The sequence below is a fragment of the Microbulbifer variabilis genome (assembly GCF_052467165.1).
The window spans coordinates 1,247,840-1,260,554 of record NZ_CP174301.1 but is presented as its reverse complement, the minus strand read 5'-3'; the positions used below and the strand labels follow the sequence as shown (position 1 = coordinate 1,260,554).

Annotated in this window: 10 protein-coding genes and 1 pseudogene; 2 read left to right on the top strand and 9 right to left on the bottom strand. The window is 49.6% G+C overall.

The genetic code is table 11. The features are described from left to right. Positions 1-144 precede the first annotated feature (144 nt). Positions 145-945 (top strand): cytochrome C assembly family protein, encoded by an 801-nt coding sequence (locus ACJJIP_RS05510; protein ID WP_020413510.1) that lies wholly within the window; start codon positions 145-147, stop codon positions 943-945. Positions 946-1,041: 96 nt separating this feature from the next. Then, a complete protein-coding gene (locus ACJJIP_RS05505) occupies positions 1,042-2,304 on the top strand; it encodes an HlyC/CorC family transporter (protein ID WP_026305100.1) in 1,263 nt (420 codons plus the stop codon). A gap of 30 nt (positions 2,305-2,334) precedes the next feature. On the opposite strand, the gene rnhB is transcribed toward ACJJIP_RS05505, so the two are convergent. The 9 genes and pseudogenes from rnhB to rseP all read right to left on the bottom strand — a co-directional run bounded on the left by rnhB (position 2,335) and on the right by rseP (position 12,708). After that, a complete protein-coding gene (rnhB, locus tag ACJJIP_RS05500; RefSeq protein ID WP_282952846.1) occupies positions 2,335-2,952 on the bottom strand; it encodes a ribonuclease HII in 618 nt (205 codons plus the stop codon). After that, positions 2,949-4,115, bottom strand: a complete 1,167-nt coding sequence (lpxB, locus tag ACJJIP_RS05495) for a lipid-A-disaccharide synthase (RefSeq protein WP_282952845.1) — start codon at positions 4,113-4,115, stop codon at positions 2,949-2,951. Before lpxB ends, rnhB begins: the two co-directional genes overlap by 4 nt. Before the next feature lie 112 nt (positions 4,116-4,227). Then, a complete protein-coding gene (gene lpxA, locus ACJJIP_RS05490; protein ID WP_020413514.1) occupies positions 4,228-5,007 on the bottom strand; it encodes an acyl-ACP--UDP-N-acetylglucosamine O-acyltransferase in 780 nt (259 codons plus the stop codon). A 122-nt stretch (positions 5,008-5,129) separates the two neighbouring features. Beyond that, positions 5,130-5,567: a 3-hydroxyacyl-ACP dehydratase FabZ gene (gene fabZ / locus ACJJIP_RS05485; protein WP_020413515.1), complete on the bottom strand. Its 438-nt coding sequence runs from the start codon at positions 5,565-5,567 to the stop codon at positions 5,130-5,132. An 85-nt stretch (positions 5,568-5,652) separates the two neighbouring features. Then, positions 5,653-6,714 (bottom strand): UDP-3-O-(3-hydroxymyristoyl)glucosamine N-acyltransferase, encoded by a 1,062-nt coding sequence (lpxD, locus tag ACJJIP_RS05480; RefSeq protein WP_444946374.1) that lies wholly within the window; start codon positions 6,712-6,714, stop codon positions 5,653-5,655. A gap of 13 nt (positions 6,715-6,727) precedes the next feature. Continuing rightward, positions 6,728-7,243: an OmpH/Skp family outer membrane protein gene (locus ACJJIP_RS05475; RefSeq protein ID WP_020413517.1), complete on the bottom strand. Its 516-nt coding sequence runs from the start codon at positions 7,241-7,243 to the stop codon at positions 6,728-6,730. 70 nt (positions 7,244-7,313) lie between these two features. After that, positions 7,314-9,899 (bottom strand): outer membrane protein assembly factor BamA, encoded by a 2,586-nt coding sequence (gene bamA, locus ACJJIP_RS05470; protein WP_282952842.1) that lies wholly within the window; start codon positions 9,897-9,899, stop codon positions 7,314-7,316. 112 nt (positions 9,900-10,011) lie between these two features. Next, positions 10,012-11,238: pseudogene (gene bamA / locus ACJJIP_RS05465) on the bottom strand (outer membrane protein assembly factor BamA); the annotation flags it as partial. A 114-nt stretch (positions 11,239-11,352) separates the two neighbouring features. Further along, positions 11,353-12,708: an RIP metalloprotease RseP gene (gene rseP, locus ACJJIP_RS05460; protein ID WP_353376532.1), complete on the bottom strand. Its 1,356-nt coding sequence runs from the start codon at positions 12,706-12,708 to the stop codon at positions 11,353-11,355. Positions 12,709-12,715: the final 7 nt, after the last annotated feature.

Here is a 12,715-nt window from a genome sequence, read left to right as displayed (position 1 = left end):
GAGGGAGCCTCTTCTAACTCCCACTTTGAGGCGCGGCAGTATAGCCCAGGTACCCTCACAGCAGAAATATCACCAGATCTTCCCTGTTCCAGCGGGCTGTGACACACTCCTCTTCTATTGCAATAAAAGATACGGATCTATTCAATGGCGGCATTCGCCCACTGGACGGCAATCGCTCTCTACATAGCTACAACTGCAGTCGCAGCAGGTGCCCTCGCCCGCGAGCGGCAGCCAAATAATAAACTGCTGCTGGGCCTTCTCGCAGGTGCTTTGATCACACATGCGATATCCCTGGGACACACCCTGTTCTCACCCGCAGGATATCGCTTCGACTTACTGGCGATGCTCTCCCTGATCGCCTGGGTGGTAAATCTGTTACTGCTTATTTTGGCTGCAGGTCGCCCACTAACCCTGCTAATCCTAATCTTTGCTCCCATGGGTGCGCTTACAGAGTTCGCGGCATCGCACACCTGGGGTTCTGTTGAGCCACACCAGCAGCTCTCCGCAGGCATTGCCGTACACGCATTGCTTTCAATTTCGGCCTACTCCCTGCTGACCTTGGCCACCCTACAGGCTATTTACCTATTTTATCTTAACCAGCAGCTGCACAACCACAGGCCTGTGGGCGCCACCCGACTGCTACCGCCGCTTCAGAGCATGGAATCCCTGTTATTTGGCTTGGTCGCGTTCGGGCAGCTGTTACTCACCGCCTCACTAATCACAGGTTTTATATTTGTGGGAAATCTTTTTGAGCAGGGCCCACTTCACAAAACCATACTCTCCATCATCGCCTGGGTACTCTACAGCATCCTCCTATGGGGGCACTGGCAGTGGGGCTGGCGGGGCAACACCGCAGTCCGCTGGACGCTGAGCGCCTTTGCTGCACTGATGCTGGCCTATTTTGGCAGCAAACTGGTAATGGAAGTGATTTTGCAGCGCGGGTAACGTGAATGGATAAAACAACTTAAAAGTGACCGGAAAACTTGCGGAGGTCTGCATTCTGTTCCAATATCTCCGCTCCCAAATAAAAAGAGTTCTCCCTTGAACGAGATGCCCCCGGGCCTGCTATTTAGCCTGCTGGCCCTGCTGATTGTTATATCAGCTTTCTTTTCCAGCTCCGAAACCAGCATGATGGCACTCAACCGCTATCGCCTGCGGCACCAGGCAAAAAGCGGCCACCGCGGAGCCAAGCGGGCTATGGAGCTTCTTGCTCGACCCGATAAGCTGATCGGCTCAATTCTTATTGGCAATAACCTCGTTAACGTACTTGTCTCCGTTATTGTTGGCTCTGTCTTTGCTCAAGTGTATGGTGAGATACTCACAACGATAGTATTAACTATCACCCTGTTGATCTTTGCGGAAGTCACCCCAAAGACCATTGCGGCACTGCACCCGGAAAAAATTGCCTTTCCCGCCTCATTTATTTTGCGCCCACTGCAGTGGCTGCTTACTCCTGTTGTTCTCCTGGTGGGTGGTATTTCCAATGGGCTTGCGCGCTTGCTGGGCGTAGAAACAACCGCCAATAGTGACGCCGAACACCTGGCTCCAGATGAACTCAGGACTGTGGTATTTGAGTCCGGCGCACTAATTCCCAGCAAGCACAAAGGCATGCTGCTAAATGTGTTGGACCTGGATCAAGCAACAGTTGAAGACATTATGATCCCACGCAATGAAGTGATGGGGGTTGACCTTGAAAACGGCGCCGAAGAGATTCTCCAACAACTGGCTGAAAGCAGCTTCACTCGCTTGCCAGTTTACAGAGGTGATATCAACAAGGTTGTTGGTATATTGCACCTGCGCCGCGCCGCGCAGATCCTTCGCGATGGCCCCGATAACCTGACCGCCGAGCGCCTCAAGTCCTTTACCGATGAGCCTTATTTTGTTCCGGAAGCCACCCCACTCCCCACTCTGTTAATGAACTTTCAAAAAACCAAGCGTCGTATGGGGTTGGTTGTGGATGAATACGGGGAAGTGATGGGTATTGTCACCCTGGAAGACCTGCTAGAGGAAATAGTTGGCGACTTTACCGCTAGCCAGGTACCTAGTGATGACGAGGAGATTATTGCTTCCGGCGACGGCTGGTATGTGATAGAGGGTGGCACCTCTATTCGGGATATCAACCGCACGCTGGGATGGGACTTACCCACCGATGGCCCTAAAACCTTTAATGGTCTGGCCATGGAACACTTGGAGAGCATCCCTGATGGCAATATCAGCCTCTATATTTTCAATTACCTGGTAGAAATTGAAGAGGTTTCTGAAAAAATGATTACTAAAGCCAGGATCAAAAAAATAGACCGGTGACTGGCCTTAGGTCGTCACCACTCAATTGTATTAGGCGAAGTCCACCAATAGCCGCTTTACTGGGGCAAAGCTCACCCGATGAACAGGGCTCGGCCCCAACTCTTGCAGTGCCTGCAAATGGGCCTTGGTAGGGTAGCCTTTGTGCCCGGCCATTCCATACCCGGGGTACTCCATATCCAGCACCACCATCTCCCTATCTCGGGTTACTTTGGCAAGAATAGAGGCCGCTGCAATCGCCGCGACTCGATTATCCCCCTGAACCACTGTATCGCAGAGATAACCCCAACTTGGCTTCTTATTACCATCCACCAGAACAAATTCCGGCTGCACTGCCAATTGTTCTACCGCCCGGTGCATAGCCAGCAAACTAGCTTGCAGGATATTGATTTGATCAATTTCCTGCACTGTGGCGCGAGCTATGGAATAACTCAGGGCACGCTCTTTAATCTCCCCAAAAAGCTGCTCCCGCCTCTTTTCACTTAACTTTTTTGAGTCTGCCAATCCCACTATTGGCTTGGCAGGGTCCAGAATTACTGCCGCAGCAACAACATCTCCCGCCAGAGGACCGCGCCCCACTTCATCGACACCAGCAAGTAAATCTCCCTGGTAAGTACACACATAGGGAGGAAGCTCTTTTTTAGCGCTCATAATTGATTTCCAGTCGAATCCAACAGACTACAAACAGCATCTGCAGCGCGCTCAGAGGCGTTTCGGCGCAACTGCTGATGGAGGTCATCAAACTCTCTGTGTAGCTGATCTCCGAGTAATGGGTCTTCAAAATAACGCATTAAAGCCGCCCCAAGATTCTCTGCAGTAGCATTACTCTGCAGTATTTCTGGAACCAGCTCCCGCTGAGCTAATAGGTTGGGCAGAGAAACCCAAGGAGTGTGTAGCATTCGAGAAACAATTACATAAGAGATTCGACCCAATTTATAGGCAACCACCATGGGCTTCTTTAACAGCATTGTTTCCAATGTCGCGGTTCCCGAAGCGATTAGCACAGAATCTGCAGCGCTCAGCGCTTTATGAGAGTCTCCCTCTAACAATGTTACCGGAAGACCTGGAAAGTCCTTCAGCTGTTCTTGCAACTCAGCCAGGCGCTGCTCATTCGCCGCTGGAAGCACAAACTTCAGGTCGGCATTGCGCTGGTGACACCAGCGGGCAGTCTGTAAAAACAAAGGGCCCAGCAAGCGCACCTCACCACCACGGCTACCCGGCAACAAGGCTATTACCCTATCGCTTTCACTAAATCCCAGCTCTTTACGCGCGGCAATACTACTCACTTGTAAGGGAATATCATCCGCTAAAGGGTGCCCGACAAACGTCACGGGAACCTGATTCTGCCGATAAAAGTCTGCCTCAAATGGTAATAGCGTCAGCATATGGTCTACCGCTCGGGCAATCTTTTTAATTCTGCCACGACGCCAAGCCCAAACCGATGGGCTGACATAATGCATAGTCCGCACTCCCTCTACTTTGAGAGACTCCTCAAGAGATAGATTAAAATCGGGGGAGTCAATACCAATAAAAAGATCTGGCGGATTATCTAAAAAATGCTGACGTAACGATCGGCGGATCTTTAACAACTCAGGTAGCCTTTTTAAAGGCTCAACCAATCCCATTACCGAGAGGCGCTCCATGGGAAAAAGAGATTCCGCACCAAGGGCCAACATTCGTGGACCCGCAATGCCTTCAAACTGAACCTGAGGGAGGCGTTTTTTCAATGCAGCCATCAGACCTGCCCCAAGAATATCTCCCGAAGCCTCACCAACAACAATACCAATACGCACCGGTTTATTATTTTGTGACACGCCTAAAAACCCCTCCTACTTGGGAGCAACCCTTTATATGTATAAATCGCGCAAACTACGCAAAGACTAACTTGGAGAGCCCAAAAGATTAAGGCTCCCCAAATAACCGAGGTTAGCGAACGATACCGCGAGAAGAGGATTGCAAAGAATCTATCCATGGCTGAATCACGGGAGACTGCTCGCGCAACTCAGCTAGAGCCTGCAGTGCCTCCTGCAAAGTAAGACCACGCCTATAGACCGTTTTGTAAGCCTTATTGATCAATGAAATATCATCACGAGAGAAGCCCCGGCGCCTCAGCCCCTCAGCATTAATGGTTTTGGCTTCTGCAGGATTCCCAGCGACCATGACATAGGCAGGGACATCTTTACCAATAGCAGCACCCATTCCTAAAAAAGCATGCTCGCCAACGGTGCAGTTCTGGTGGACTAAACTGTAACCACTGAGAATAGCCCAGTCCTTAACAATCACATGACCGGCAAGACCCACATTGTTAACCAATATAGTGTGGTTACCCACGACGCTATCGTGCCCAATGTGAGCGTAAGCCATAATCAGGTTATCATTTCCGATCGTAGTTTCTCCACGATCCTGCACTGTTCCACGGTGGATAGTGACACCTTCCCGAATAACATTGCTATCGCCGATAACGAGGGTGGTTTCCTCACCACGGTATTTCTTATCGGGTGTGTCCTGACCTACAGAAGCAAATTGGTAGATCCGGTTATTTTTCCCCAACTTAGTGGGCCCACTTAAAACAACATGTGATGCGATATCACAGGCATCACCAACCTCGACGCCAGCTCCAATAATGGAATAGGCTCCGATACTCACCCCGGAACCAATAACAGCTGTCGGATCGACAATAGCTGTGGGGTGGATATTTGTCTGCATTCTGGAATCTACTCCTCAGGTAGTGAAATCTAGGCACTACAGCATCAAATAAATAGCGAAACTGGGACTTTGAAGAAAGCTAAGCATCTAGCCGATCAATCAATGCGCAGGGGTTCTGGGTTCTATACCTTCTTTACAGCGCACAGCAATTCCGCTGAAGCTGCCAGCTCACCATCCACACTGGCTTTACAGGCAAACTTCCAGATATTTCGGCGTACAGAAACAGCCTCAGACTCTAGATCCAGTCTATCACCGGGTATTACCTGACGCTTAAAGCGCGCTTTATCGACACCGCCAAACAGATATAAATAACCATCTTCAGGCTTTTTACCAAAAGTCTTAAACCCTAGTATCCCAGATACCTGAGCCATGGCCTCGACGATCATAACACCGGGAAAGATTGGCATCTGTGGAAAGTGACCATTAAAGACCTCTTCGTTCACAGAAATATTTTTATAGCCTTTAATATATTTCCCTTCCTCCAACTCCACGATCCGGTCTACCAACAAAAATGGATAACGATGCGGCAGATACTCGCGAATTTCACATACATCCATCATTCTAAACGCCCCCAGAAACCACTTCGGGGCGTTAAACGCCCCGAAAACAACAAAAACAATATTTGATCAATTCTTACCGGCTGGACTACTCATTCTTGCCGCTTCGACGGGACAATTCATCCAACTTCTTTTCCAAGTCCTTCACTTTGCGGGCCATTTTATCCAGCTGCCCAAAACGCACAGCGTTGCGACGCCAGGATTGGCTATCAGAGAATGGCAAACCACCGGAGTAAATGCCCGGGCTATCAATGGATTTGGTCACAAAAGTATTGGCCGTAACCTGGCAGCCATCAGCTACCGTTACGTGCCCCGCAATACGCGAACTGCCACCCAGAGCGCAATGCTTTCCGATGATTGCACTGCCTGCTATACCGGTACAGGCGGCTATGGCTGAGTAGTCACCAATTCGCACATTGTGCGCGATTTGAACCAAATTGTCGATCTTGACTCCGCGACCCACTACCGTATCGCCCAAAGCTCCCCGGTCAATACAAGTATTGGCTCCAATTTCAACTTCATCACCAATATCGACTCCACCGAGCTGATAGATCTTGATCCACTCTCCCTTATGGGGTGCAAAGCCAAAACCATCAGCGCCGATCACTACTTGGCTATGGATAATACAATCCCGCCCAACCCTGCAGCCGTGATGCACGATAGCACCAGCGTAGAGGCAGCTCCCCTCCTCAAGAATACTTCCCTCCCCCACAAAGCAGTTGGCTCCCACAGTAACGCGGGGACCTACTGACGCATGAGCTTCCACAACAGCGCCAGCACCCACACTGGCCGAGGGATCAACCGTAGCTTTTGGGTGAATTACCGCTGCTGGATGCACACCGGCTTCAGCTTCTGGTGCCGTATTAAATAAGGCACTTGCACGTGCGAAAGCCAAATAGGGGTTATCCACGCACAGGGTGGAAACCGGGCACTCATCGACAAATTCAGTTGTAACCAATACCGCGCCAGCGCTAGTGGTTTTAAGGAAGCGACGATAACTGGGATTTGCCAGGAAGGTCAGTTGGTCAGACACGGCATCCTGCAGGGTGTTAAGGCTGCTAATTTCCTGGTCTTGACTGACATCTGGTGCCATACGCAACTCAGCGCCCAGCTCTAGTGCGAGCTGGGCCAAGGACAAATTGTGTCTCATACAGGGATAATACTTACTTGGCTGCGTTCATGCGCTTTACAACATCCTGAGTTAGATCAACTTCAGGGTTTGCGAAGTAGGCGGTAGAGGCATCAAGAACCAAGTCCAGTTTCTGCTCTTTAATAATTGCTTCCAGTGCAGTTTTGGCTTTAGGGCCAAGGGAGCCCTGGATTTCCTGACCGACCTGAGCCTCCATCGCACGCAACTTTTTGACCGTAGTCTCAAAATCAGAGCGCTTGAAATTCATTTTACGCTGATACTCGGTCTTCTGCTCATCGGACCAGGTGACACTGTTTTTCTGTGCATCTTCAGCCATTTTCTGCAGTTCGGAACGAATAGATTCTGCACTACTTTGCAGTTTGGAATATTCAGAGCTGGTCTTCAAAGAATTGACCTTTGTCTTGGCTACGTCGGTGCTCATGATCGCAGCCTGCAGGTTAAATACAGCTACCTTGGTCTGCGCCAAGGCAGCTCCAGACAAGGTGATACCGGCCAGCAGGATTGCAATAACTTTTACATTCTTAAGCACTTTGGTCTCTCCAATTGATTTTATTTTATATGCGCTTTTAACGCGCCTAATTTAATTTTCCCTAATGAAATCAGAAGCTATTACCCAGAGTAAACTGGAACACTTCCACATCATCATCCTCGTTTTTCTTCAGGGCCTTAGCCAAACTAAACGTCAGGGGACCAAAGCCTGTCACCCAAGTCAAGCCCACACCTGCAGAAACATTCATCTTGCCAAAATCCACATCGTAACAGTTGATCTGGGTTTCATCACAATTGGTATCGAAAACATTACCCGCATCAATAAAGAAGGCAGACTGCAAGGAGCGCTGATCCTTGATAAAAGGTAACGGGAAGATTACTTCAGCACTACCTTCAATCAAAATATTACCTCCGAATGGATCGGCATCATCTATTGGAGTGGTATCCAAGGTACCATCATCATTTATCAAATAGCATGACTGGGTAACCTCTCCATTTTCAGTTGCACAAGGAGCAAAACCGGAGACAAAATTCCCTTCCGATACTTCGTAAGTATAAGGTTGATAAGTTGCAGCGGGTGTAGAGCGCGGACCCAAAGTATTACGTTCAAACCCACGTACTGAGCCAAAGCCACCCGCATAAAAATTCTCAAAGAAAGGAAGCTTATCCAGGTCGCCATACCCATCCCCATACCCCAAGCGCGTACGCAGTCGTAGCGTTAAGCTCTTAGTGAGAGGACGGAAATATTGGCCGGTATAAACAAATTTATAGTACTCCAAGTCACTACCTGGAACCGTAAACTCTGCTGAGAAATTTTGTGAGGCTCCCCTAGTAGCCAATATGCCCCTGTTCAAAGTTGAGCGGGCATAGGAAGCAGTCAAAGTAAGGTTATTAAATGCATCTCCATAACGATCGATAAAACCATCCGCACCAAACAAACCATCAGTAAGTGGCATCGCAAGATCAAGGGTCTGATCAGAGTTTAATGCAGCGACTACCTCATCTGCCTCTTGTTCGGTAATTACTCCGTTAACTCCAGCAACCGGCTGGGGAGTAGAGCTTATTTCCTGAACCGAGCTACTTGAGGCAGAAAGCTCCAAGTGGCTAAAACCAACATTCAACCCCACTCGGGAAATTTCTGAAACAGGATAACCAAAGCTTACCCCGCCACCGTAAGTTGTGGTGTTGTAGTCTGAGAGGTTTACCTCTGAGTAATCATTCTCACGGAAGAAGACATTAAACCCACGGCTAACACCATCCGGCGTAAAGTAAGGGTCTGCATAAGAAAAATTAAGTGCTGTCTGATAGGTAGATACATTCAACCCGATTCCTACCGACTTACCCGTGCCCAGCCAGTTATTTTCTTGGATATTTGCCCCGAGAACGAGGCCACTGCTCTGGGCCCAGCCTAGGGTGCCTCCAATAGAGCCAGAGGGCTGCTCCTCAACAGTATACTCAACATCAATCTGATCCGAGGTACCCGGAACCTCTGTAGTTTCAACCTCTACCCCTTTGAAATAACCAAGGCGCTCAAGGCGCACTTTGGATTGCTCGATACGGGCAGAAGAAGCCGAAGCCGATTCCATTTGTCGCAATTCACGACGCAATACCTCGTCAGCGGTACGCGTATTCCCACGGAAGCTAATACGGCGTACATAAGCGCGCTTGCCTGGGTTAATAAAGAAGGTGATTTTTACCGTCTTTTCTTCTTTGTTTGGCTCGGGAATGCCATTCACCTCAGCGAAGGTGTAGCCTTCGTTGCCAAGCCGCTTGGTAATGTAATCTGAAGTTGTTGTCATTCTCACCTGAGAGAATGTTTGCCCTTCCCGCACCAGAAGTAGGCGCTTGATTTCCTCTTCCCCTACTACCGGATCACCCGCAAGCTCTACATCACTAACCGTGTAAACATCACCTTCAATTACATTGACAGTAATGAAAACGCTCTGCTTGTCAGGGCTCAGAGAAACTTGGGTGGAATCGATCTGAAAATCTAAATAGCCGCGATCCAGATAGTAAGACTCCAGGCGCTCTAAGTCACCTGTCAGTTTCTCTCGGGAATACTTATCGTCACTGCGCAACCAGGACAGCCAACCGGTTGTTTGCAGCTCAAAAATCTCTGCAAGCTCCTCGTCGGAGAAAGCCTTGTTTCCTACAACATTGATGTGCTTAATCGCCGCGACAGATCCCTCATCAACGATCACTCGGAGCTCAACCTGATTGCGTGGCAGCTCCTTCACTTCTGTTTTGACACTGGCACCATAGCGGCCCTGAGCCACATACTGGCGTTCAAGCTCCTGGGCAAGCCCTTCGAGGGTAGCGCGCTTAAAGATCTGCCCTTCCGACAAACCGTTGTCATGCATGCCCTTCAACAGATCTTCAGTTGAAATTGCCTTGTTGCCAGTAATCTCTATTTTTGAAATGGCCGGACGCTCCCGGACAGTCACTACCAAGACGCCATTCTCGCGACCTATCTGGATATCCTCGAAATACCCTGTACGAAACAGTGCCCTGGTTGCACTCTGAATCTCAACAGACTCGATTTCATCTCCCACCCTAACTGGCAGTGCAGAGAAAACTGTGCCGGCAGAGACACGTTGTAATCCTTCCACGCGGATATCGTTGACCACGAACGACTGTGCTAAAGCACTCAGTGGCAGCACTAGGCCGAGGGAGGCCGCTTTCAGGAAATCTTTCATCTACTAATTCCAGGTCTTTTTATTCGCAATCCAGAAGTTATGGCACCGATTAGTGCCCCGTTTCCCCCAACAGCTGAGGGTTTTCCTCTAACGTCCATTCGATATCAATCTAGTCTGAGGTTCTAGGTACCTCAACGGTCTTAACTTCTACAACCTTGAGGTAACCAAGGCGTTCGAGACGCGCTTTGGATTGTTCAATACGGGCGGAAGAAGCTAAAGCAGATTCCATCTGGCGCAACTCTCGACGTAAAACTTCATCCGCTGTACGAGTATTTCCGCGAAAACTAATACGCCGTACGTAAACGCGCTTACCCGGATTGATAAAGAAAGTAACTTTTACCGTCTTATCTTCTTTATCCGCCTCTGGAATACCATTTACATCCGCAAAAGCGTAACCTTTGTTACCCAATCGCTGTGCAATAAAGTCAGAAGTTGTAGTCATTTTCACCTGGGAAAAAGTCTCTCCTTCACGCACTAGCAGCAGACGCCTGATTTCCTCCTCAGGTACTACCGGGTCGCCGGCGAGTTCCACTTCACCAACTGTATAAATATCGCCTTCAGTCATATTGACTGTAATAAACACGCTCTTCTTGTCCGGGCTCAGGGATACTTGTGTAGAATCAATCTGAAATCCCAAATACCCGCGATCCAAGTAATAAGACTGTAGGCGCTCCAGGTCGCCAGTCAGCTTTTCACGAGAATATTTGTCATCTCTGCGCAACCAGGATAGCCAACCGGTAGTCCGCAACTCAAAGATCCCTTTAAGCTCTTCATCTGAAAAAACCCGATTCCCGACGATGTTGATATGCTTAATTGCTGCAACAGAACCTTCATCAACGGTTACGCGAAGTTTCACTTGGTTGCGCGGTAATTCCTTCACCTCCGCCTCCACATTGGCACCATAACGGCCCTGGGCCACATACTGACGCTCAAGCTCCTTAGTCAAGCCTTCGAGAGTTGCCCGCTTAAAGATGTGCCCTTCAGCCAGACCATTTTCCTTCATACCTTTCAGCAGGTCTTCTGTGGCAATCGCCTTATTCCCATTTATCTCGATACTGGAGATAGCAGGCCTCTCCCGAACAATAATAACGAGGATATCGTTCTCACGACTTATCTGAATATCCTCAAAATAACCGGTACGAAATAGCGCACGCGTTAAGCCCTGGACTTCCATTGCTTCGAGTTCATCGCCGACGCGCACCGGAAGTTCCGAGAAAACTGTGCCTGCAGAAACGCGTTGTAATCCCTCCACACGGATATCGCTGACCACGAACGACTGTGCCATAGCACTCACTGCCAGCATCAGGCCGAGGGAGACCGCTTTCAGGAAGTAATTCATCTACTATTCCAGACCTTACTAACTGCAATTCAGGAGTTTCAGCATTACAAGAGAGCTCCCTATCCCAAGCACAATTTTTCACACCCAATCGGTGAGTCAGAATTTTTTCTCAAATTACAAGCGCAAAATATCGTTGTATAGCGCAAGCCCCATAATGCAGAGCACGAGAGCCATACCTACCTGCAGCCCGATCATCTGAACCCTCTCAGAAACAGGAGAGCCCTTGATCGCCTCAATACCGTAGTAAAGAAGGTGACCACCATCGAGTACCGGAATAGGTAGCAGATTGAGTACACCGAGACTGATACTGAGCAGAGCCAAAAGTGACAAGAATGACTGCCATCCAGCTTCTGCAGAAGTACCCGCCACTTTAGCAATGGTGATTGGACCACTCAAGTTTTTGGTTGAAAGTTGACCAAATATCAACTTTTTCAAGCTATTCAGGGTGAATACAGTTTTATCCCAGGTCTCCTGTAAACCCTTTGAAAAAGCCCCCAGAACTCCGTAGTGAAAAACCCGCACCCGCTCCTCCGGCCAGCGCTCAGTTATAGGGCTAACCCCTATACGGCCGATTCGCTCACCGCTATCCAGTGCCACTTCTGCTGGAGTTACCGAAAGCGCCAAGCGCTGCCCCTGGCGATCAACCTCTACCTGGAGAGGCACACCGGCGCGGGCACGAACATATTCACTCCACTCTTTCCAACCGGAAAAGGCCCGCCCATCAGTTCCCACTATCTCATCTCCGGGGCGAATCCCCGCGGCACTGGCAGGGCTCCCCTCGGAAACACTGTGAAGTTTCATACTCACAGGCGGCGTCCAGAGCTCCAAACCCACCTCAGACAACGGGTCAGCTACCTCTTTGCCTGACAGCCAGCGGTTGATATCCGCGACCATTTGGTACTCAAGATTGGAATCTGGATAGCGCACGGAAAACTCGATGCTTCCACTGTCGCCTAGGCGATTCGCTAAGCGCCAATTCAGAGCCTGCCAGGTTGGTGTGCTCTGACCATCGACGGCAATAATTTCCTGACCGGACTCCAGCCCTGCTACCTCGGCGATACTTCCGGGTTTTACCGCGCTAATGATGGGTACTGGGCCGGCACTGCCCCCCATAAACACTACCCAAAAGAGTACTATTGCCAATAGGAAGTTTGCGGCCGGCCCTGCAGCAGCAATTGCCATTCGCGCCCAGACACTCTTGCGATTGAAAGCATGATCCAGTTCATGACTGGCAACTTTGCCCTCCCGCTCATCAAGCATCTTGACGTAACCGCCAAGAGGAATAGCCGAAATAGTAAATTCTGTACCGTGGCGGTCATAACGGGAAATGAGGCGGCGGCCAAAGCCCACGGAAAAACGCAGCACCTTGACTCCACAGAGACGTGCTACAAGAAAGTGTCCAAACTCGTGGAAGGATACCAGTACACCGAGAGCCACCAAGGCCCAGATTGCCGTCTGAATTAAATCCATACTCAGT